Genomic DNA, 23929 nt, shown 5'->3' with positions numbered 1-23929 from the left:
AAATTACGTAATGGCAGATGTATCTATTGAAAAGCTCGCCAGCGACATTGGTACGACCGTTGACCGATTGGTTGGCCAGTTTAAAGACGCGGGTATCACAAAGAGTGCTTAGCGATCAGGTAAACGAAGACGAGAAACAAAAACTATTGGATCATTTAAGTAAGCAACACGGTAGCGCAGCCGAACCGACGCGTATGACGTTGAAGCGTAAAACGACAAGCACATTAAGCGTGGGCAAGTCGAAAGAGGTTAAAGTAGAAGTGCGTAAGAAGCGCACTTACGTTAAGCGCAGCGACGTCGAGGAGCAACAGCGCCAAGCCGAAGAAGAGGCAAAGCGTCTTGAAGAAGAAGCTCGCTTGAAGCGCGAGGCTGAAGAAAAAGCAGCAGCTGAAGCGAAAAAAGCGGCTGAGGAAAAAGCGCGCAAAGCAGCTGAAGCTAAGAAAGCTGCAGATGAAGAGCGTGCACGCCGTGCCGAACAAGCTAAGAAAGAAGCGGAAGCGCGTAAGGCAGACGAGCCTGAGATGACAGAAGCTGAGAAAGCGGAAGCAGAAGCAGCGCGTCAGGAAGAAGAGCGTCTACGTAAAGCGCAAGAAGAAGAAGCGCAGAAGAAGCTTGAAGAAGACGCGAAAAAAGCGGCTGATGAAGCACGCAAGCTTGCTGAAGAAAACGAGCGTCGCTGGAAAGAAGAAGAAGAGCGTCGTAAGAAAGCAGAAGCAGAAGAAGTCCACTTGCATTCAAACCGTTATGCGCAAGAAGCGGAAGACGAAGAAGATATGCAAGTTGAGCGTTCATCACGTCGTCGTCGCAAATCTAAGAAAAATGCTTAGGTGAGCACCTTAAGCAAGGCTTTAATAAGCCAGCTGCGCCTGTAGAGCGTGTTGTTAAACTTGGCGCGACCATCACGGTAGGTGAACTTGCAAGTAAGCTTGCAATTAAGTCTAACGAAGTTATCAAGACGATGATGAAGATGGGCGAAATGGCAACCATCAACCAAGTACTAGACCAAGATACCGCGGTACTAGTGATTGAAGAGATGGGCCATAAATACGAGCTAGTTAACGATAATGCCCTTGAAGATGAATTGTTGGCAGACGGTACAGGTGGTGAGAAAACTACACGTGCTCCTGTTGTAACCATCATGGGTCACGTTGACCACGGTAAGACGTCACTACTTGACTACATTCGCCGTGCGAAAGTAGCCGATGGCGAAGCGGGCGGTATTACCCAGCATATTGGTGCTTACAAAGTGCACACTGACAACGGTGAAATTACGTTTCTTGATACACCTGGACACGCCGCGTTTACTGCAATGCGTGCACGTGGTGCAACTGCTACAGATATCGTAATCCTTGTTGTTGCTGCAGATGATGGCGTAATGCCACAAACGAAAGAGGCGGTTCAGCACGCTCGTGCTGCTGGCGTTCCACTTATCGTTGCAGTTAACAAAATGGATAAAGAGACTGCTGATCCAGATCGCGTTAAAACTGAGCTATCTCAACTAGAAGTTATCTCAGAAGAGTGGGGCGGTGAGCACCAGTTCTGTAACGTATCTGCTAAAACGGGTATGGGTGTTGATGAACTACTTGAAGCTATCGTACTTCAGGCTGAAGTTCTTGACCTACAAGCCGTCGCTGAAGGCCCAGGTCGTGGTATTGTGATTGAGTCTCGCCTTGATAAAGGCCGCGGTCCAGTCGCCTCTGTACTTGTACAAGAAGGTCAATTGCGTGCAGGCGATATCCTACTTTGTGGTGAAGAGTACGGCCGTGTTCGTGCTATGCGCGACGAAAATGGTAAAGAGATGAAGCTTGCTGGCCCATCAACGCCAGTGGAAGTACTAGGTTTATCTGGTGTTCCGGTTGCAGGTGAAGATGCTGCGGTTGTTAAGGACGAGCGTAAAGCACGTGAAGTTGCCGCTAAACGCCATCAGAAGAAACGCGAACTTAAACTTGCACGTCAGCAAAAAGCGAAGCTTGAAAACATGTTCGCAAACATGGAATCAGGTGACGTAAGCGAGCTGAACATTGTACTTAAAGCTGATGTACAAGGTTCAGTAGAAGCAATTTCTGAATCACTTATTAAGCTTTCTACGTCTGAAGTTAAAGTTAATATTGTTGGTAGTGGTGTAGGTGGTATTACAGAAACTGATGCAACGCTAGCGGCGGCGTCGGGTGCTATTGTACTAGGCTTTAACGTCCGTGCAGATGCTACAGCACGTCGCGTTCTAGAAGCTGAAGAAATTGATCTGCGTTACTACAGCGTAATCTACAACCTAATCGATGAAGTGAAAGCAGCCATGAGCGGTATGCTTGCACCTGAATTCAAACAGGAAATCATTGGTCTTGCAGAAGTACGTGACGTATTTAAGTCGCCTAAACTTGGTGCAATTGCTTAGCTGTATGGTTACTGAAGGTGTTGTTAAGCGTAGCAATCCTATCCGCGTTCTACGTGATAACGTAGTAATTTACGAAGGTGAGCTTGAGTCACTTCGTCGCTTTAAAGACGACGTTCAAGACGTTCGTAACGGTATGGAATGTGGTATCGGCGTTAAGAACTACAACGACGTGAAAGTAGGTGACCAAATTGAGGTCTTCGAAATCGTTGAGGTTAAACGCGAAATCTAATTGCCTGAATTTATTCGGCATGTGAAAAGCGGGGGCCGAGTGCTCCCGCTTTTGTCTATTTAGCTTGATACGAGTTTAATAGAAAAGCCGTGATGAAACGGGAAAGGAGAATAAAATGGCTCGTGAATTTTCACGTACCGATAGAGTGGCTCAGCAAGTTCATAAAGAAGTAGCGAGCATTCTTCAAAACGAATACAAGCACCGTGTGGGTGATATCCCTCTGATTACTGTGTCTGATGTTGATGTGTCTCGAGACTTAGCGCATGCAAAGATCTTTGTGACGATTTACAACAGCACCGAAGAAGAAGGTAAAGCACAAATTAAGCAGCTTGCTGAATACAAGAAGTTTATTCGCAGTATTCTTGCCAAGCGAATTCGTATGCGCTCTGTACCAGACCTTCATTTCTTTGAAGATAAATCGATTGTAGAGGGTATGCGCATTTCTAATCTTGTATCACAGACCATTGCATCTGATGAGTCAAAACGTGAGCAAGACGATTCACAAGAGCAGGAGTAGATGGCAAGACGTCGTAAAGGCCGTGAGATAAACGGCATTGTACTGCTAGATAAACCGCTTGGTGGCTCATCTAATCAGCTACTGCAGAAGGTCCGCTGGTTGTATAAAGCGCAAAAAGCGGGTCATACGGGTGCACTTGACCCACTTGCTAGTGGAATGCTTCCACTTTGCCTTGGCGAGGCAACGAAGTTTTCTCAATTCCTGCTTGATGCAGAAAAAACCTATGAAGTGACTGCGCAACTGGGTGTTCGAACAACAACGTCAGATGCCGATGGTGAAGTAGTTGAAGAGAAACCCGTAGGTGTTAGCGAAGAGCAAGTTCGCGAAGCGTGTCTTGCATTCTTAGGCAAGAGTAAGCAAATTCCTTCCATGTTTTCTGCACTTAAACATCAGGGGAAGCCACTTTATCACTATGCTCGTCAAGGCATTGAGATAGAGCGCGAGCCTCGTGACATAGAAGTATTTGAGCTTGACGTTCTGCGTATTGCATTGCCTTATGTCGATATGCGTATCAAATGCAGCAAAGGTACTTATATTCGCTCGATTGTCGATGACTTGGGTCAGAACTTAGGGTGTGGGGCTTATGTGACCCGCCTGCACAGAACTGAAGTTGCAGATTATCCCACTGATAAAATGGTATCTCTGGATAAGCTGATTGAAATTCAAGAGTCACTGGAAGAAGGCGACTTTAAAGCGCTAGACGACTTGCTTATTCCTATGGACACTGCAGTTAGTCGCCTACCATTTGTCACAATAAGTGACAGTGAACGTCTGCGTTATGACAATGGGCAGTCGGTAAAAGGCACTTGCAATACCGACCTTGAAGAAGGCACGGCATATCGCGTCTACCACGGCACTGATACTAACGGCTTGTTTCTAGGCGTTGGGGAAGGGGTTCGTGATCCAAAAGATCAAGGCATACCAAAAAACGAAATATTCGTTAATCCCAAAAGGCGAGTTGTTTACTCGTAAGTCCCTCATAAAGCTCGCCTGTTTGGGTTTGGCGAGCTTTTTATGCATTTAACCCGTTGATGGGGTACGATGTTTCAATCACTACACAATCTCGCATCGGTTTGTGGTGAATTTTCTCAAACAGGTTATGTCGTTAGTACTGTGTAGACAAGGATGGTTGCATGAAAATACTTTTAGTTTCTCTTTGGATAGTAAGCGTTGGCTTGGCATTTTTTTCGGCACGCAAATAAACGACAACGAATTCAATACGACTGGGTATACAGATACTAGCAGTGGTCCCGAAAACAATCGTGTTTCTGAATTAAGCGTTCCGTTAGGTCAAGTATCTGGTGCAACGGATGTTATTCACAAAAAAGAGAGTGTCTCTACGTCTGTATCAATGCATGACCAAGATCTATGGCAGCTTTTGAATTCGGGCCCTGCCCACGATATCTCGTACCTCAATAAGGCGATATCTCTAATTGTTAACGCTGATGCAGCGACATTGAAAAAGATCGTTGATGACTGGGATATTAGGGATAACAACCTGCTTAGTCATATCATTGTCCATGCTGCTGCAGTAAGACTTGCTGAATTAGACCCTGCGCATGCCATTGGTTATCTGATGGAAGAAAAAGATAACAATAAAAATGGCTATTTTCTTGCTGTATCAGCGCTTGAAAGCTGGGCTGCTCGTGATGCTGATGCTGCTATTGACTGGTATTTGGCGCATGACAAAGACAGCGGCATTGATGTTGATAATACTTTTCTTGTCTCTCGGATTTTTGCATCCTTGTCTCAAAATGGGGTAGGCAATGCCCTCAATTTACTGGAGCGTTTTACCTCTGAAGATGATAGAACCAAGGGCATTCTTCAAATAACAAAATCGTTAGAATCACCTGATGACTTTCAGCAAATGTTGAACGTGGTAAATACAGCGAATAATGAAAGTATTGACCATGCATTTTTTGCTAGCTGGGCGAATAAGGACTTAACGGCGGCACTAGATTGGTATTCATTTGCAGGTGAGGGGGATATGAAACGCAATGCTCGAAATGCAATCTTCAATAATTATATTTTCAGCAAACCTGAACAAGCAGCAAATTGGTACGTTAATGGGGCATCGGCTGAGTCCTATGAAAATGCAGTGACTAAGGTCGTGCAGCGTTGGGCTGGAAGAGATACCGAGTCTGCACTACGCTGGGTGCGGGAACAAAGTGGTATTGATACTGACGAAGCTGTGTTTATGACTTTGCAATACGGTGCATTTTCAGAGCCAGACTTTGTTGCACAACAGCTTGCTGCAATTACTAATCAAGAGCAGAAGGAAAAATTAGCACTTCAGGTTTATAGAACCTATGCATCTGACGCTGATAATGGTGAATCTAAGGCGCAGAAATTTTTAGAAAGCATAACGTACCGAGATGCGCTAGAAAAACGTCTAAGTGACGATAAAAAACCAATGGACGATTACTGCTATTAAAATACTTTAGATAGCGACTTGCTAAGTGCGCAAACGTCATTATAATACGCGGCTCATTCCGCTTTGCTGAATTAGTGATCGGCGAAGCATTATTTAAGGAGAATGATATGTCACTAACTAAAGCAGAAACCGCACAAATCATTGCTGAGTATGGCGTTAAAGAAGGCGACACTGGTTCACCAGAAGTTCAAGTTGCTTTGCTTACTCACAACATCAACAAGCTTCAAGGTCACTTCGCTGATCACAAGAAAGATCACCACTCACGTCGTGGTCTTCTACGTATGGTTAGCCAACGCCGTAAGCTTCTAGACTACCTTAAAGGCAAGAACGCTCAGCGTTACCTTGACCTTATCAAGCGTCTAGGTCTACGTCGCTAAGACTAGGTTTCAAGAAAAGCGCCCATCGGGCGCTTTTTTTATACCTATTGAATTTTTTCTCCTATTACGCCTTTGACTTCAAACATCCTTTTGTCTGCCATTCTAATAAGCTCATAAAGGTTTGACGCTTCATCAGGATACGACGCATATCCGACACTGGCACTAATGCTGACAAAGCCGACGCTTGTATAAATAGGCTGCTTAATTGTATTTTGTGCTCGAGATATGAGTTCTTCAAGTGAGAAGTGCGCGTCAACATCAGTAACAACAACGACAAACTCATCACCTCCAACACGTGCAGCCAAATCAGAAACACGGCATAATTTTTTCAGCCTCCTAGCGACTTCAATAAGGACTTCATCACCCACGCCATGTCCATAGGCATCGTTAATAGGCTTAAACTTGTTCAAATCTAGGTATAGACACAGGCACTTTTTCAGTGTTCGCTCTATGCGTAAAAACTCCTGTTTTACAAACGATGATAGGGCATTTCGATTGGCAAGACCTGTTAATGTATCGTGATTAGCAAGCTCGGTTATTCTTATTTCGGCTTCAACCTGTTCGGTAATATCCACATTGATTCCAAACATTTTGTTCCCTTCAATGCGCCCATCGGCTCTCACGTACCTAATGACGTCTCTGGACAATTGAATCCTAAACTGAGCATGAAACTCTGTGTTATTACTAATAGCATTGTCAATCTTGGTTCTTACTGACTCATAATCATCAAGATGCACGGTGTTAGCCCACACTGAGTAGTTATCATCAAACTCATCCTTTGGAATACTGTAGATGCGGTGCATCCAATCATCCCAAATCAATTCATTGGATTCTAAATTCCATTCCCAAACGCCAATATGTGCTGCATCTGCTGCCATAGACATACGTTTGTTTAGCGACTCAAGCTTGCGTTGCGTTTTTCTCAACTCCGTTACGTCTTCAGAAAGGGAAAGTATATACCTAGGTTTATCGCTTGAATCATTAATAACGACCCTCTTTGTCTGTAAAAAGCGTTCCTCACCATTGAGGGTAAAAGGGTGTTCTTCACAGCTTTCTTTTATCGGTTGTTCAAGTAGATTTAAATCAGAGGCAATAATCCTTTCAGCATCTGTTCGTTCAAATATGTCAAAATCAGTTAGACCAACAAGTTCTGTTTTGTCTATCCCAAGTGCCTTGCTGCCCATATCGTTTACATGAGTGAAGGAAAGGTCGCTTGCGTCTTTTACAAACAACATATCAGGTAACGTGTCAAATACGGTTTGCGCAAAGACCTCTTGATTTTGCACATCCGACAAATCTTTTACTGTGCATACGAACGATTTATGATTTCCAGGCAACTTATTAACAAGAAGCGAGAGTGCAAATGTATCGCCATTGTGTTTAAGGCCTTTTACTCGTAGCGGGGTGCTGCGAGGTTCTGGGCAGTTAGCTGCCTTTATTACTTCATTAAGCAGTGAGGCAAGGCCTTCTTTACTAGGGCTAAGAAGTTCGCTGACACGTTTGTGTCTTATTTCTGGTTTAGTGTAGCCAAACATGGCTAGCGCTGCTGGGTTTACAAATTCAAGCCTGCCATCTGTATCAAATGTAATGACGCCCTCTTGTACAGTGTTCAATACGGCGGTAAACCTGTCTGAAGATAATGTGCGAGCGCGTAGCTCAAACAGCAGTACAAATAGAACAGTAAAAAAGGCCACCATAAACACGACAAGATAAGCCAAGTCTTTATGGGGCTGGTTATCAGAAAAAACGGTTGTTGAAATTGGAAATACATGCATGGAAATCATACCGGTATAGTGCATACCGGAAATAGCACAACCCATTGCGACGGCTGGCAGTATTTGCTGGGTGATGTTGAACTGCCTATTCATCACACTCTGGTGAATATGAAGTGCAATTCCGGATAACGCGATGGCAAGTGCAATTGAAAGTAAGAAGAGCCAACCGTTGTATACTATAGCCGCTTCAATTCTCATCGCCATCATGCCAGTGTAATGCATACTCGCAATTGCGCTGCCCATCAAGATACTGTTGAGCCACAGTCGCTTATGGTTTTTGGGATGGTAGGCTATTACTATAAGACTGCCGAGTATCGCAGGCACAATAGATAAAACCGTTAACACAGGGTCGTAAGACACCTCTAAAGGAAGGCGGTAAGCTAGCATGCCCACAAAATGCATGGCCCAGATACCCAAGCCGAGAAAGCACGATGAAGCAAAGGACCAGAAAACACGTTCATTTTTAAAGTCTGCCCGTGCTGTGCGTGCAGATAATGAAAAAGAAACAAGCGCAGCACCTATAGCAATAAGCACTGATATCACTACAAATACCATATCGTAGGTGGCCATTATCTGCGTGTTGGTATCGAAATTCGCTAGAGGAAATGAGTAATGGCTGTGTTCCACGACTTGGGTTATGAATAAGACGACATACTATAAATGTAGTCTATTCGCAAATTTGTACCAGCCATTTACCAGAATAAAGGGGGCTAACTTATCGGTGTTAGCGCTCGCTGATAGTTACACGTTTACGGCTTACAGCTTTAGATGTATGACGAATTAAGCTGTCTTGCTTGAATGACGCACTGCATTTTGTAACGTGGTGAGCTCTTTTTCGGTCAAATTTCGCCATTGCCCCGGCTTCAAGTGTTTCAACTCTAGATGCATAATGCGGGTGCGCTTTAACTTTGTAACTTCATACCCCAAAAATTCGCACATCCTACGGATCTGCCTATTGAGGCCTTGAGTCAATATTATCGTAAAAGTGTTCTTTCCCGTTGGCTTTACCACGCACGGCTTGGTTACAGTACCGAGAATGGGAACCCCTCTAGACATACGTTTGACAAACCTATCACTAATGGGCTGATCGACAGTGACTTGGTATTCCTTGTCGTGAGCATTTTCAGCACGGAGGACTTTATTAACAATATCGCCGTCACTCGTCAAAATAATGAGCCCTTCAGAGGGCTTGTCTAATCGACCTACGGGGAATATTCTGGCTTTGTGCCCAACGGCGTCAATGATATTGCCTTTTACGTGTCTCTCTGTTGTGCACGTTATACCAATAGGTTTGTTATAAACGATATATACACGGTCCGACTTGTCTGCGGCTACCGCACCAATCACTTTACCGTCTACTTTTACTTTGTCCGACGGGCCTACTTTAGTGCCAAGTTCTGGTTGTTTGTCGTTAATAGTAACGCGGTTTTGCTCAATAAGTTTGTCAGCTTCGCGGCGAGAACACAGGCCAGTGTCACTGATGTATTTATTTAAACGCTTGAGCGTATTGTCACTCATCGAGAGAGATGTCCTTGGAAATTAGTTGAGCTTGTTTGTAATGGTATCACGACAAAAAGAAAGGGGCGATAAGCCCCTTCTTTTTTTGACTATTGGGGTTTTCGCTACGACGTACCTGCCGAAGAAGGCGAAGGAGGAGGAGTAGAGTTGCTTGAGCCCCGAGTAACCACTTTAGTGGCGATATCGCGGATCTCATTTTCTAAGCTCGCAATTCGGCCCGACAGCGTGGCGTTACGTTGCTCTAAGACCGATAGTTTGTCTGTTAGCGTGCGAACATCTTGCTGAGCACTTTGCTTATCGCCAAGCGCTTGTTCAAGTTGTACATTAACTGCCAAAAGCTCATCTGCCAGTGAGGCCAACTGATTTTTCAATGAACCAATGATTGCAGTTTGCGCTTTAACATCGTCTGCCACGCCAACAATGCTTTTATCAAGAGAAGTTTGCACATTGCTAACACGGTCGCCTAGGTCGGCAATTTCTTTTTGGTTTCTGCGCCACGCAGAAGCCCAAAGCTTATCCATTTGCTCCCACAACTCGTTAGTTTTATTGCTAAGCTCAGTTACTTTGACCTGAAGTGCAACCGTAGACTCTCCAATCTCTTCGCCAGTGGCTGATAGTTTATTCTCCAGTTGGACGATGCGCTTGTCCGCTTCTTGGGCAATAACCTTTTGCTGTTCTAACAAGGTGTATAGGTAATAACAGCCGCCGCACGCTGCTAGTGCAATTAACGCAATTAAGGTTAACCACACGCCATTGCCACCACCTGAATTGTTGGGTGAGGAACTATTGAGTGAAAGAGAAGAAGATGGTGTAGACGACGCTTTTCCAGGCGTGGCCTGTCGTTTGGTTTGATAATCGCGACGATCCTCTTCATCCAGTCTGATAGTCGGAAATTCGTCGTTTTTTGAATTGTTTGCCATAGCTATTCGATGATCTCGTTTGGTGGTTTCTTTTACTCAAAAACCTTTTTTATTTTCGCGCAAATCTCATGTTATCGCTAATTCGCGTTAATTGCCAAGGGTAATCGAAAGGTGCATGCGGCTATGGTGAGCCGCAACCACAATTTTGCTCCAAATAAGCTACTTTTCTCCCAGCCACTCAACGCGATACAAGTCTCGTCTGCGGTCAAGGTAATTCCTAACTGAACCTTCGTTTTGAAGTTTAGTAAGTTTGTCTAAATCTAAATCTACAATGAGGGTCATTTCGGTATTTGGCGTTGTTTCTGACACAATGGCATCATGAGGAAATGCAAAGTCGCTTGGTGAAAATACCGCGGTTTGTCCGTACTGAATATCCACATTATCAACTTTGGGTAAATTGCCCACGCTGCCCGCTATAGCGACATAGCATTCGTTTTCAATAGCGCGTGCCTGTGCGCATCGGCGCACGCGTAAATAACCATTCTTTGTGTCAGTCCAAAAGGGGACGAACAATATTTGCATTTCTTGGTCAGAAAGCACTCTAGCAAGTTCAGGGAATTCCACGTCGTAACAAATCAGCACGCCAATTTTACCAAAATCAGTATCGAAAACTTTTAGACGGTTGCCGCCTTTCATGATCCAGTCTTCTTTTTCATGTGGCGTCGGGTGAAGTTTGTATTGGCTTTCTATGGTGCCATCGCGGTTGCAAATGTAGCAGACATTAAACAGTTCCTCTTCTTCAACCACAGGCATAGAGCCAGCAATAATGGTTATATTGTATGACACAGCGAGATGCGAAATAGAGGTAAGAATCTCATCAGTGTAAGTCGCTAGATGCCAAATTGCGTCAATAGAAGAATCGGATGGACTCAATCCCATGAGAGGGGCGTTGAAAAACTCTGGGAACAGCGCAACATCGCAAGAATAATCGGACAGGGCGTCAACAAAATACTCGACCTGCTGAAGCAGTTCATCCACGTTGTTAAAATAGCGCATTTGCCACTGTATACAGCCGATACGAGCGTTGGACTTTCTACTTGCAATCAGTGATGGGGTGCCCGGTTCGTAATAAATATTGTGCCATTGAAGTAGCGTGGCATAACCCTTCGATGCTTCGTCTTCTGGCAGATAAGCAGACATTACTTGCTTTACTTCAAAACCGTTGGATAGCTGAAATGTGAGTATGGGATCGTAGATGTCTTTTGATTTTACTTGCTCAATGTATTCATAGGGTGAAATGTCTTCGGCATAATTTTTATAATTTGGAATTCGACCGCCTGCCATAATTGATTTTAAATTCAAATTACGACACAGTTCTTTACGCGCTTCGTATAGGCGCCGTCCTAAACGGAGGCCACGGTATTCCGGTGATACAATAACTTCAACGCCGTAGAGCACGTCACCGTTAGGATCGTGAGTGGTCAGGTACGCATCGCCAGTTATTTCATCATAAGAATGTTTGTCTCCAAATTGGTCATAATCGACAATTACTGAAATGGCAAAGGCAACCACTTTTCCCTTATCTTCGATACATATTTGGCCGTCGGGAAAGGTAGTCACCTGCGCTTTGTAGTTGCTGTAGGGCCATGCTCCTCCCACATTTACATAGACTTCGTCCATCAACGCTTTAACGTCGTTGTAGTCGTCTAGGCGAAGATTCCGTAGATCTAAATGATGCTCTGTTTCTTCTATTTGTGTTTGATCTTGACTCATGAATTACTCACTACCTCTATTCGTTATTCCCAACACTTTTGTCACTGGGAAGTGTTTGCGCTTTACATCGCATTTCATGTCACATTGGCTTATCGCACACGATAAAGCCGATAAACTAAGTGTAGAGCGTGATAAAACTTTTAGTACTTTTTAAGGTCATTCGATGATGATACTTCGTACTGCTAATACTCTTCGACAGTTTAATTAATTAGCTGATTACACTCCCTTAACTCGACAAAATATAAGCAAAATACATGCGACTTTTTTAAACATGAAGAATTTTGTTCGTCGCGACAAAAAAATAGCGAGAGTAATGCTTTAGCAAATTATTGCCCCGTTGGTTAAAGGTCGGTATAACGCGCTTCTACAAACTCGTGAGCACTTCTGTTCAATGGTGCCTTTCTATTCCCATCGCCACAAATACGTTAAGGTTGGCTTAATACACAATGAATCGAGACCTATTAGCATTACATCAGCCACTGCATGTTTTTGAAGAATCGCTGTTTGAAAACATCGTAGAAGACCTCGTCAATAAAGGGTTTTCCATTCAGAAAAACGGTCTACCTGATTTTATTTTAAATGCGCTTGCTACATGCCAAGAAACACTACATCACAAAGAATATAAAACGGCAGGGATTGGTCGTGCTGATGATTTTCAGCATGTCAGTGAAGTGAGAGGTGATACGATTTGCTGGATAACCGGGTCATCCCAAGAAGGGGCGCTCTGGCTGGCATGGTGTGACGCATTAAAACTCTATATTAATCGTACACTTTTTATGGGCTTGTTCTCTTTTGAAAGCCACTTTGCTTGTTATGAACCCGGTAAATTTTACAAACGCCATGTAGATGCGTTTCGTGGGCAAAGTAATCGAGTGCTTTCTTTAGTGGCATACTTAAATGAAGATTGGCAGCCTGACGATGGAGGTGAACTAATATTGTATCGTGATGAAGAGGATATACGCGGTATATCAGTAACACCGCAACTGGGCACATTTGTGGTTTTCTTAAGCGAGCAATTTCCGCATGAAGTATTGCCCGCGGTGCGTCCAAGGCACTCAGTTGCTGGCTGGTTTAGAGTTAACGGCAGTGTTAACGACAACATTGACCCACCTAAATAAGCCTATCAATTTGTAACCTTGATACTGAGTGGACGTTCCTGTTTAGGTACAATTGTGTTTCTAAGCCAAAAGTGAAGCAACGCTATTGTTAAGTTACTCTAGCGTTTAAAGGCGACTAAGTGCTACTATTAATTCAACAGGATTTATAGTAATAAGAAAAGTCGCCTGTATGCACGTTAGTTTCTCTCTACACCATCGAAAAAATGATGTGTGGGCCTTCCTTTAACGTGCAGTAAAGTCGTGCAGCGTTTCTTGGATTACTGCCAGGAACGCGTTGTTCACTTCAGGAAGACGCAAACAGTGATTGGTAAATGTCTCAGAAAATACCTACTCCTACCCCAAGGGAAGACATGCATGTATTGGTTATTGATAACCAGGGATTAGTGCATGAGGTCATAACATCAGCATTACATCAAATAGGTATAAAGTACGTTCAAAGTGCGTTTAATGCCTATCATGCGAAGCGACTCTGCGAAGAGCGCCAGTTTGATTTTGTATTGTTGTCATTTAACGTAAGTCACGATAAAGATGGTTTCCATTTGTTTGAAGAGCTTAAACATTTGGGCTATATCAGCGATACAACAACTGTTATCTTTCTTAGCGCAGAGACGTCACCTGAACTTGTGAACTGCATTGTTGAACTGCAGCCCGACGATTTTTGGGTGAAACCCCTTCAGCGCAACAAAATAGAGTCGCGTTTCGAGCATTTGCTTCAGACGCGTTACAAGCTGCATAAAATGTTGTATTGCATGCAAATAGCAGACTATTCGACGGCTATGTATTATGCAGAGCGCCAATTAAAAGACCCAAGTCTATGTGAATACCACCCACGCATTAAACGCCTTATAGGCGATTGTCTGTTGTTGCTTCGTGATTACGAAACCGCAGAAAACTATTTTCGTGAGTTACTACAGTGTATGGATCACGCATGGGTTCATATTGGGCTAACGCGAGCTCTTCTGCGCCAAGATGAGCTGGAAGAAGCTCAGCTATTGGTTGATGATTTGTTAAAGCGCAAAGATACGCGCTTTTTAACTTACGACCTGCTTGCACAGTACTTTATTGAAAAAGAACAATTTGATGTTGCCTACGAGCAAATGAAAGAAGCGAGTCGTTTAGCGCCGCGAAATATAGAGCGCAATAAGCGTCTATGGGATTTAGCGCGCCTTAACCATGACAAAGTAGGGCAGTTGACGGCTGTTCAGAATATGGCGAAGTATGCCAAAAACTCTATTCATGACTCGCCACAGCTTACCCTTAACGTCATTCGTGCAACCATAGACTTGGCTACAAGTTTAGGGGGACCGATGGTGAAAGGTACATCAAACGCGCAGAATCTGAGCTTGAAGAGCTGCGTGCACAGAAAGGTATTCAAGGGCAACTCGATAACCAGCTAGATGTAATTAAGGCAAGAGTATTGTGTCTTAAAGATGATAAACGTAATGCTGAATCGTTAATGAAGTGCCAAAACCTAACTACAGACGGACTGTCGTTAGAAGACAGCCTAGATAAGATGAAGGCCTTTCACGAACTAGGTATGCGTGAGCACTGTATAAGCATTTTAGATAAGTTAAGAATGAAGATAGAAGGGGATACCTTTACTTCTCAAGTGGTCAATGAATATCTAAATCAAGAGTCGATAGAGCGCAATGAAATCCAGTTCACGACAAAAGAACTGAAGCATATGGCAACGGTAAACTATAAAGAGAACCGACTGTTGCCTGCTTATAATAACTTGCGCCAAGCGCTTACGTTGGCACCTAGTGATAAACAGATTGCGCTCAGTTTACTGAAGGTGTCAGCACAAATTTGTCTTGCCGACGATTTAACATCTGAACAGTTAGAGACGTCCCAAAAAGCTGCAAAAGTACTGATGCAAAATACGCTTTCACCCACGCAAACGAGCAAAAGAGATCAATACATAAAGCGAATTGGTATTGAAATCGACTTGTCCGACGCATCTGAATTAGTTGGCGTTGTGGCTGCCAAAGCATAACATCAAAAAAAGCGTTTACTCTGTGAGATAAACGCTTTTTTGTTATTGGACAATTTATAAATTGAATGTTGCAATAAACGGGTCGTGGTCAGAACTTCGGTATGGGCCTACACCGGTAAATTCATATCCTTTCTCGTCATTAAAGTAGCGTAATGCTTGGTTGTATTGCAGTTGATAGGCTTCGACAGAATTAATGTTCCAGTGTGTGCCATCTACAGCTTCTTGAAGCATAACCGTGCTCGTTAGAACATGGTCTAAACTTCCTACCATTTGAGAGCCGTAATACCAGTACGAAAACCCGTTTTGGTCAAAAGCCTTGGCAAGATTGTGATAACCGAATCCTGCTTTTACAGGCACAGGTTGTCCTTTGTCATGTTCGGTATTTTTCGCTGTCATAATGGTATAACCGCGTTTTACATCGTCGAAATGGGTTAGCACGGCGATAGGGTCCTCAGCGCTGTAAGCATTTAAATCTCCTAAAATAACTTTTCGTGCGGGAAGCGCGGGGTCATTTAATGCATTGCCCAAAGTGACAGCCGCAGACACACGAAGTGCATTACAACTGCCTTGAACAGCATCCTGTTTGGACACTTGTTCTGCAATGTCCTCTGCACATTTAGACCCCTTGGACTTAAAGTGGTTAACTGCAACCGCAAAGTCTTTGTTTGACACCTTGTGATTAAATACCTGAACCAGTGATGGGCGCATGCGTGCCAATTTACCGTTATGCATTTTCTGTTCTGGCATCGGGATTATAAGAGGCTGACTAACAGGTTCAACCACATTACTTCGATAAAGTAAGCCAACCGTTATCGCGTCAGTTCCAATGCCTTTACCATTGGTAGTTTCAATAAACTGGTACTGTCTATCTGTTGAAAGTGAGGCATTTATTGCGCTAGAAAGTGCGGCAATGGCACTATCTTGAGAAAAACCATCATTTTCAATCTCCATTAGACCTACTACGTCAGCGTCCATGGCCAATATGGCGCTAACGATGCGCTCCTGTTGTAATAAGAATGCTCGTTTATCTTTTGCACCCCGATTCGCTTTATAATCAAACGTGGTGCTACCATCACGTGTCGTCATGCCATTGAAATAGTTGAGCACGTTGAAAGTCGCAATTGATAAATTACCTTCGGTTACACTGGGTGCACCACTGCGGGTGGAAACGATAGATACTGGTGTAACAGGGTTGAGTAGAGTAGGTACCATTTTTGTGCAAAAGAGGTCCTGACGCTGACAAGGTATCTCCAATGCGGATTGATTGGTTGTAACCATATTCGGGGTAAAAGCTAAGCAATGCGGGATTTTGTTCGTCACTGTTGTCTTCAACAATCAACAGGTTTTCTTTTGCACGCTCTATCGCCTGCAAATAGGGTGACGTAAACGGAGCCGCTATATCAGAAGGCTGACGCTTTATTGCGTCACTGACAACAATCTCACCTTCTCGCCACAAATTCGCGGTGCTTGTTACCGTAGCATGCTCTATGCTCACTAGCATACCTTCTAGAGATTCTAAGTCGACTTCAAAAGGAATGGTAATCAACGCAGGAGAAATGGCTTCGCTTTTGCCGCAACTAATTACATCTGAATCGGGCATGAAAACCGTCATATCTTCGATTTCGTTAACGGTGCCAGAGACGACAACTTTATGACCAATTGGCATATCAGTTTGCCCAATGACCAAAATTCCTTCAGAGGTCGCTGGGTTGTTATCACTATCACTAAACTCCTCTTGTATAAAAAAGCCCGAGTTGCGCTTGCCAGTGATAATCGCCCTTACCGTATGGCGCTTTGCTTGCGCTTGCGATGTGCCGTTGTCGCCCTGAATTGTGCTAATTAGCGTTAGAGATTCTTGTTCAACTTTGCTGCACGCCTTGTGCAATGAAGCCTGTGCTTGGGTTTGTAGCTTTGCAGTATCAGAAGCAAAACAGTTGCTAGTGATAAGCGCAGATAGTATTCCCGCCGTTAAAACTGTTGACGAAGCTTTCAATTTATCGTCCCTTAAAAAATTATTGTCACTCTCTATGGGTATGTTATGACAGTGATATTGTTGAATTATGAACGCAGAGTAGATGCTTTTTACACGGGTAGAAATGACTTAATTTGATTCAGGCTGATTTTTTATAAGTCTATATAATTCAATGGTTTGTGTTTTATAGGTAATGTTATTTAAACCAATGGATAGCGCTATAAATAAAAAAGGCTATAACACGCTGCGTTATTGCCGTATAGCCTGGGTAAACCATCGGTGGTCTTCACAAACGCGCATTGCGTACTGGTTAGCACTATTGATTAGTGCATCGCTACACGCGCTTATCTGCGTCACTGAGGCTCTCGCAAATCGGGTACTTCTGCGGTCGCCACGGCAATGAGCAAGTGCAAGCGTGTAGCCGCATAGTTGTGCAAAATAGACAAAGCCACCAGTTGCGGCTTTAGCGCCCATGGCAATATCGTGAGGGTCAATGCCAACCTTTGCGTGGTGTCTCGAGCGAACGAGATAGTGTTCATCTTCGAAATGAACTTCATCCAAAAGAAGGTCGGGACTGCGCTGCATTCGTCTCTGGCTTCGAGCCGTTAGGTGAGCCGCATTGAGTCGATTTACCGGGTTTAGTGAGGGAAAGTAGAAAAGTGGCGCGGCCGTGCGCTGTTGTTTAACTTCTACGATGTGGCAAAACGAAAAATGTTCTTCGCAATGCGGTTTACTAGGCCCTACAAGAAAGTAGTAGCGGGCTAAGTTCACCGAGCCCGTTCCTGCATTTATTCGCTGAACAATATCGACGACATTGTCGTCCATATACGGAGAAAACGCCTGTAAAAGTTCGTCATACCTGTCTTCTGGTAAGGGAATAAACTTACTGCGATTTGACCTAAACGCTAGACCTTCGGGTTCTAACGAAACCGCTTTTGCCAATGCGCTTTTGGTCGTAAATGATCCTCCGTTTGCACTGCGGGCGGCGGCTTTGTCATATAATTTTGCTAGCTTGCTTGGTACCTTATCGGGACGAGTATCTTGTGCCTCATTGATCACAGAAGGGGCGTCTACGACGCGTCTGCAGGTATCAATATAACTAGTAAGAAAGGCGGAATGAGCAAAATTGACGTCTTCGTCATTGATCATAGGTTTTGATAATAACTTTTCGTCTACAAAAAAACGGCCGTCCAAAATGCCTTTGCAATGCTCGAATACTAAGCGTAGCGAGGTCATAAAGCGAAAGATATCCCAGTATGCACGTCCAACGCATGCATCATCAAAATCGTTGGGAGCAAAAATTACCGTATCGCCGTGTGAGCCTTCTTCCGTAAGAAACCCAAAGTTTGAAGCGTGACAGTCGCCGACAATGCTAGTAAGCGGGATGCGGTCTAAACTCTTTGGTAAGCAGATGATGCCATCCTTGATGTCTTTGTAAAACAGCGAGGCACTTCCGCGATAAAATACGAAGGGGCTGCTTGCCATTTTGATGTGTTTTCCTAATGTGGCTGAAGGAGGCATTCCATCAACTCTAGCAATTTCTTTTGCTACTTCCTGCTTGCGCATAAGACCCTCTTACACAAAAATTAATCGTTCAATTCAATAACCTGATTAAGCGATTCATATTTACCAATTAGTTTTTTAAAACCGTCCACGCTATTCTTTATCCCACATTGACGAGACAACCGTTTTATCTGAAGTGATGTGCTTTCACTTTATTGTAAAACCAAGTCTCGATAATAACCGTACAGTTTATATTCGTATGCAAGCCGCTTGCGAATTTAATTTAAAACCATAAATGGAGAATTAAACATGGCATTGATCAACACTGCTATCAAACCTTTTAAAGCAACTGCGTTTAAAGACGGCGAATTCGTAGATGTAAGCAGCGAAGACATCAAAGGTAAATGGGCAGTTTTCGTATTTTATCCAGCAGACTTCACATTTGTTTGCCCAACTGAGCTTGGCGATATTGCTGATAAGTACGAAGAACTTCAATCTCGCGGCGTAGAGGTATTTTCAGTATCTACAGACACGCACTTTACTCACAAAGCATGGCACGATTCTTCAGACACAATCAACAAGATTAAGTTTGCAATGATCGGCGACCCAACAGGTGAAATTACACGCAACTTTGATTGTATGCGCGAAAACATGGGCCTTGCTGACCGTGCAACATTTGTTGTTGACCCTGAAGGCATTATCCAAGCAATGGAAATTACGTCTGAAGGTATTGGTCGTGACGCAGACGACCTAGTTCGTAAAGTAAAAGCTGCACAATACGTAGCGAACAACCCAGGCGAAGTTTGCCCAGCTAAGTGGAAAGAAGGCGAAGCAACACTTGCTCCTTCTCTAGACCTTGTAGGTAAAATCTAAGCGATAGGCTTAGCATGCCTTACGCATGTTTTATCAATTGGGCGTGAGGCATATTCCATACTAGGAGCGGGTATCCGCTCCTTCATTAAACAATTCCAATTTCCGCTTTGTTGTTGACCTTCAATAGGTTGGCGGGGATCGGCGTGTCGAAAATAAGGCAGAACAACCGTGTTAACTAAAGAAATTTTACAAGCATTGAAGGGTTATACCGAAACAATGCAAAAAAACGTGACCTTTGTCGTACAGACCGGTGAACATAGCAAGCGCGAAGAGCTTGTGAAGTTTCTGTCCGACATCGCAGGTGTAAGCGACAAACTCAACGTTGAAGAGCGTGAAACAAACGGCGAACTTCGCAGTGCAATTAGCTTTTTAATTGAAGCTGACGGCGAAGATACAGGAATCCGCTTTTCGGGTATTCCTGGCGGTCACGAATTCAACTCACTTATTTTAGCAATGCTGCACAGCGCTGGCACTGAACTTAAACTTGATGACAGTGTAAAAGCCATGGTCAAAGCCGTTAATGAGCCGCTTAATTTCGAAGTGTTCATTAGCTTGAGCTGCCATAATTGTCCTGAAGTTGTGCAAGCACTGAATCAGTTTGCACTGCTCAATCCGAATATCAAGACAGAGATGATTGATGGCGGCCTGTATCAGAGCTTGATCAAAGAACGCGATATTCAAGGTGTGCCAAGTGTATACCTTAACGGCGAACTGTTCGCTAACGGTAAAGTTGATGCTTCGGTGCTAATCAACAAACTACTAGAGCGTGATCCAACATTAAAGTCTGCGAATAAAAGTGATGCTTTACCCCTGCAGGACGTTACGGTTATCGGTGGAGGCCCTGCAGGCGTTGCCTCGGCTATTTACAGCGCGAGAAAAGGCTTAAAAGTTGCTGTCGTAGCAGAGACGTTCGGTGGGCAGGTTAAAGATACCATGGGCATCGAAAACCTTATTTCAGTGCCAAAAACGACGGGTCCTGAGCTTGTTGGTAACTTAATGGAACACGTTCGAGACTACGATATCACGCTAAAAGAGCATGTTCGTGTCGATAGTATCGAAAAAGGTAACGTAAAAACCATTACGCTATCATCGGGTGAACAAATCAAGACGCGTTCTATCATTGTTGCCACTGGTGCACGATGGAGAGAACTTGGCGTTCCCGGTGAACGTGAGAATATCGGTAATGGCGTGGCGTATTGCCCACACTGTGATGGCCCATTCTTTAAAGGAAAAGACGTTGCGGTTATCGGTGGGGGTAACTCTGGTATAGAGGCTGCGCTAGATTTGGCTGGTATCGTTAAATCGGTCACTGTGTTCGAATTCATGCCAGAACTAAAAGCCGACCAAGTGTTGATTGATCAAGCGGAAAAACGCGACAACATCACTATTATCAAGAACGCCGCAACGCGTCAGATAACTGCTGAGAATGGCAAAGTGAACGCGATTGAATATCAAGACCGCGCCACTAACGACATTCACACGCGAGAATTGGCAGGGGTGTTTGTACAAATTGGTTTAGTACCCAATAGCCAATTTATGAAAGATACCGTCGAAATGACACCTTACGGTGAGATAGTTATCGACAGTAAATGTCACACATCAGAACCTGGTATCTTTGCAGCAGGTGACGTAACCACTGTGCCGTACAAGCAAATTGTTATATCGATGGGAGAGGGCGCTAAGGCATCTCTTGCAGCATTCGAATATTTGCTCAGTCACGAAGTGGTAGACGTTGAGAGTGAATCTGCCGCAGCGTAACGATTAACAATCACTTTTTCAAAGGCCTCATCATGAGGCCTTTTTTGTGGAAAATATTTTTTTAAATCTAAATGATAAGGGTTATCATTTTCATATGTATTTGTTAGGATGCGCACTTCCAAACACACAACAAACTAAAAAATACCTATGAACACACAAACATTGACGTTGAGTGCGCTAACGATAGCTATCGCTATTAGTTATTCTTTACAAGTAAATGCGCAAGATAAAGCCAAGGAAGCTGATGAAGCTTCTATTGAAAAAGTTGAAATTGTTGAAAAGCGTTCTCCTTTTGGTGCAACGAAAACCAATACACCCATTGTGGAGCTTGCACGCACGATATCGATAGAAAGCGCGCTTGATATCAAACAAAAAGGTGCGTTGAATCTTTCTCAAACAGCAACGTACATGGCTGGTGTGACAGGAGAGTCTTACGGGTATGCTACGCGTGTCGACTCTGTTTCTTCCCGCGGACTTAGTATCCCTCGTTATCGTGACTCTATTCAGGAGTTATTTGGCAGCTACAACTCTACGCGCGCCGAGGTCTATACCATGGAGCAAGTAGAGCTGTTAAAAGGCCCTGCGTCAGTGCTTTATGGTCAAGGTTCACCAGGCGGTATAATTAACTACGTCTCTAAAACACCAACGCTTGGTAAAGGCAGTGAAATTGTCGTTTCGTACGGTACGTTTTCTCGCGCCGAAATCGGCGTAGATATTAACAGTAGTCTTACAGACGACGATAAGTGGGTAGGGCGCTTTGTTGGTCTGTACCGTGATTCCGATTCTCAGGTAGACTATGTCACTGACGACACACAGGTGCTTATGCCCTCAGTGTCGTACATGCCAACGGACAACACAACGCTAACGTTAATCGGTCTATTCCAAGATACTGACAGCGATACTGGTGCACAGTTCATTCCAGTAGAAGGTACACTGTTGCCGCTCCCCGACGGGACTTTCTTACCTGACCAAAATGTGTATGCAGGCGAACCAGGCTTTAATAAGTTTGATACGAAATCAAGTCAGGTTACGCTTTTAGGCGAGCACATCTTTAATGATACAACTTCGGTATCTTTCACCGCGCTGTGGCGTGATGGAGAGGCTGATTATCATCAAGCGTGGCCGACATTTACGGGCGGCTCACGATATGTCAATGCTTTTGCTGGTGCCCAAATAGCACCGACAGACACGTTTGTTCCACGGACTTTCTATCAAGCAGATAATGCGTTCAATCAACATGCACTTGACGTACGGGTAAGCAAATTATTTACAACGGGTGCGTTGGAGCATGATCTACTTGCTTAGTGTTCAATACCAAAATGTTGATACCGACGCTAATTTTGCATATTACGCTGGTGGTGGTGCCTTTGCAGGCGACTTTACTTACATCCTTGATTTGGCTAATCCAGTCTACACAGGCGCGCCTGACCAGTCGGTGTTCGACGCTATATACAATGATGCACCAGAACAAACCGTATCGGATACGGGTTTGTATTTATCAGACCAAATCTCACTCGACAATTGGCGCTTTACGTTGGGACTTCGTCATGATCGCGTTGAAAACGATAACGGCGTTTCGAAGCAAGACGACACGCAAACCTCTTATTCTGCGGGTATTTTGTATCGTTTCGATAATGGTGTATCACCTTATGTGAGTTACGCTGAGTCGTTTGAAACCGTTGTTGGGTTGGATATCAACGGCAATCAACTGAAACCCGAAGAAGGTCGCCAGTATGAGGCGGGTATAAAGTATGAACTTTCTATGCTGCCTGGTTATATTACCTTTGCCTACTACGACATAGAAGTATCAAACTTACCTAATCCAAATGCGCTGCCAGCAGAGGCCGCACAGCAACAGGGCGTTGCCTCTATCGAAGGATTCGAGGTTGAAGGTCGCCTTGATTTTGGTGAAGTGACAGCACAGTTTGCCGCAGCAACCATGGACGCAGAAGATCCAAACGGCTTTGCTCTATCAGCACAGCCAGATAGCAATGCTTCACTATGGGTGAATTATGCACCTGAGGCATTGTCCGGTCTTAGAATGGGCGCGGGGGTTCGCTATGTTGGAGAAACCGTGTCTGAAAATGGTTTGATTCGATATGAGACACCAAGCTACACATTAGGCGATCTCATGTTGGGCTATGAAGTCTCAAACGATTTAGATCTACAGCTCAATATTCGAAATATCACGGATAAAGAGTACTTAACTTCTTGCTTGTTCAGAGGCGATTGCTTCCCGGGTGTAAGACGCACCGTTAATGCATCTTTGACTTATTCATTCTAGGAATTTTTATGCTTACAGTATTCGCAAGTGCACTAACACTTGGTGCTGTAGCAACGGTCTATAAAAGCTGGCGTTCTCAAACGCTGGCTTTCTTTGTTATTGGGCTGTTGGTATGGCTTATCTCAACAATTGTATGGTCGTATGCACAAGGTTGGGAGTTTGGTGTGCTTTATGCCTTATGTTTACCAGGCTTATTGGTATGGCCTTTTATTTATCTTAATCAGACGGTCTTGCCACTTCCGAAAAATACCCCACAACCGAGGGCGCTAAACTTCACTATGCGCAATACGTGGGCAAATATAGGCAACGTGCTAGTGGTGCTTGTGGCGTTATTGTTGAGCAGTGTGTTGATAACGCTAGCATTTTGCGCTGCCATGCCGTTATCTACTCCAGGTAAATTAGCGCTAGCGGCGGTATTGCTTCCTATTTTGTGGGGAGGCGCGATTTATCATTATCTTGCCACCACAAGAAAAGGTTTGACGTTGGGTATTTACACTGCAGTAGCCACCTTAAGTGTGCCAGTACTCTTGGTACTACCAATATAGCCAGG

General features: G+C 44.1%; 17 protein-coding genes and 2 pseudogenes. 12 read left to right on the top strand and 7 right to left on the bottom strand.

Translation table 11 applies throughout. From position 1 onward, the window contains the following. Positions 1-10 precede the first annotated feature (10 nt). From infB to rpsO, 5 genes and pseudogenes are all read left to right on the top strand, one after another. A pseudogene (infB, locus tag V6N89_RS12200) lies at positions 11-2621 on the top strand (translation initiation factor IF-2). A gap of 115 nt (positions 2622-2736) precedes the next feature. Beyond that, positions 2737-3138: a 30S ribosome-binding factor RbfA gene (gene rbfA, locus V6N89_RS12195; protein ID WP_338517760.1), complete on the top strand. Its 402-nt coding sequence runs from the start codon at positions 2737-2739 to the stop codon at positions 3136-3138. Next, positions 3139-4110 (top strand): tRNA pseudouridine(55) synthase TruB, encoded by a 972-nt coding sequence (gene truB, locus V6N89_RS12190; RefSeq protein WP_338517759.1) that lies wholly within the window; start codon positions 3139-3141, stop codon positions 4108-4110. 157 nt (positions 4111-4267) lie between these two features. Beyond that, the gene (locus V6N89_RS12185) at positions 4268-5572 is read left to right on the top strand and encodes a hypothetical protein (protein WP_346992743.1); all 1305 of its coding nucleotides are present in this window, start codon (positions 4268-4270) and stop codon (positions 5570-5572) included. Positions 5573-5679: 107 nt separating this feature from the next. Next, entirely contained in the window at positions 5680-5949 is a 270-nt protein-coding gene (rpsO, locus tag V6N89_RS12180) for a 30S ribosomal protein S15 (RefSeq protein ID WP_202261699.1), read from the top strand. Positions 5950-5993: 44 nt separating this feature from the next. Here rpsO and V6N89_RS12175 read toward each other — a convergent pair whose 3' ends face one another. The 4 genes from V6N89_RS12175 to V6N89_RS12160 all read right to left on the bottom strand — a co-directional run bounded on the left by V6N89_RS12175 (position 5994) and on the right by V6N89_RS12160 (position 11875). Beyond that, entirely contained in the window at positions 5994-8267 is a 2274-nt protein-coding gene (locus V6N89_RS12175; protein WP_346992742.1) for a diguanylate cyclase domain-containing protein, read from the bottom strand. Positions 8268-8504: 237 nt separating this feature from the next. Continuing rightward, complete coding sequence (gene rluF, locus V6N89_RS12170) at positions 8505-9242, bottom strand: 23S rRNA pseudouridine(2604) synthase RluF (protein WP_338517755.1); 738 nt, start codon at positions 9240-9242, stop codon at positions 8505-8507. A gap of 104 nt (positions 9243-9346) precedes the next feature. Further along, entirely contained in the window at positions 9347-10162 is an 816-nt protein-coding gene (locus V6N89_RS12165; protein ID WP_338517754.1) for a hypothetical protein, read from the bottom strand. Positions 10163-10321: 159 nt separating this feature from the next. Next, positions 10322-11875: a GNAT family N-acetyltransferase gene (locus tag V6N89_RS12160; RefSeq protein WP_338517753.1), complete on the bottom strand. Its 1554-nt coding sequence runs from the start codon at positions 11873-11875 to the stop codon at positions 10322-10324. A gap of 446 nt (positions 11876-12321) precedes the next feature. On the opposite strand from V6N89_RS12160, the gene V6N89_RS12155 reads away from it, so the two are divergent. Then, positions 12322-12993, top strand: a complete 672-nt coding sequence (locus V6N89_RS12155) for a 2OG-Fe(II) oxygenase (RefSeq protein ID WP_338517751.1) — start codon at positions 12322-12324, stop codon at positions 12991-12993. Between the two features lie 311 nt (positions 12994-13304). Continuing rightward, positions 13305-14989 (top strand): annotated as a pseudogene (locus V6N89_RS21765) (response regulator). Between the two features lie 54 nt (positions 14990-15043). Here V6N89_RS21765 and V6N89_RS12140 read toward each other — a convergent pair. The 3 genes from V6N89_RS12140 to V6N89_RS12130 all read right to left on the bottom strand — a co-directional run bounded on the left by V6N89_RS12140 (position 15044) and on the right by V6N89_RS12130 (position 18527). Then, positions 15044-16201, bottom strand: a complete 1158-nt coding sequence (locus tag V6N89_RS12140) for an ExeM/NucH family extracellular endonuclease (RefSeq protein WP_346992739.1) — start codon at positions 16199-16201, stop codon at positions 15044-15046. Beyond that, positions 16119-16982, bottom strand: a complete 864-nt coding sequence (locus V6N89_RS12135; protein ID WP_346992738.1) for a hypothetical protein — start codon at positions 16980-16982, stop codon at positions 16119-16121. Before V6N89_RS12135 ends, V6N89_RS12140 begins: the two co-directional genes overlap by 83 nt. 228 nt (positions 16983-17210) lie before the next feature. After that, entirely contained in the window at positions 17211-18527 is a 1317-nt protein-coding gene (locus tag V6N89_RS12130; protein ID WP_338517747.1) for a DUF2252 family protein, read from the bottom strand. Between the two features lie 252 nt (positions 18528-18779). On the opposite strand from V6N89_RS12130, the gene ahpC reads away from it, so the two are divergent. The 5 genes from ahpC to V6N89_RS12105 all read left to right on the top strand — a co-directional run bounded on the left by ahpC (position 18780) and on the right by V6N89_RS12105 (position 23924). Continuing rightward, positions 18780-19337: an alkyl hydroperoxide reductase subunit C gene (gene ahpC / locus V6N89_RS12125; RefSeq protein ID WP_431189800.1), complete on the top strand. Its 558-nt coding sequence runs from the start codon at positions 18780-18782 to the stop codon at positions 19335-19337. A gap of 168 nt (positions 19338-19505) precedes the next feature. Then, positions 19506-21095 carry an alkyl hydroperoxide reductase subunit F gene (gene ahpF / locus V6N89_RS12120; RefSeq protein WP_346992737.1) on the top strand — a complete coding sequence of 530 codons (1590 nt, stop codon included), beginning with the start codon at positions 19506-19508 and terminating at the stop codon, positions 21093-21095. 147 nt (positions 21096-21242) lie between these two features. Then, the gene (locus tag V6N89_RS12115; protein ID WP_346992736.1) at positions 21243-22400 is read left to right on the top strand and encodes a TonB-dependent siderophore receptor; all 1158 of its coding nucleotides are present in this window, start codon (positions 21243-21245) and stop codon (positions 22398-22400) included. Next, positions 22384-23379, top strand: a complete 996-nt coding sequence (locus V6N89_RS12110) for a TonB-dependent siderophore receptor (RefSeq protein ID WP_346992735.1) — start codon at positions 22384-22386, stop codon at positions 23377-23379. Before V6N89_RS12115 ends, V6N89_RS12110 begins: the two co-directional genes overlap by 17 nt. A gap of 8 nt (positions 23380-23387) precedes the next feature. Next, positions 23388-23924: a hypothetical protein gene (locus tag V6N89_RS12105; protein ID WP_338517744.1), complete on the top strand. Its 537-nt coding sequence runs from the start codon at positions 23388-23390 to the stop codon at positions 23922-23924. Positions 23925-23929 lie beyond the last annotated feature (5 nt).

Origin of the sequence: Alteromonas gracilis, assembly GCF_036870955.2 — a bacterium.
Lineage (GTDB): Bacteria > Pseudomonadota > Gammaproteobacteria > Enterobacterales > Alteromonadaceae > Alteromonas > Alteromonas gracilis_A.
Note: the sequence above shows the minus strand (reverse complement) of the source record. Positions and strands in the feature narration are given on the sequence as shown.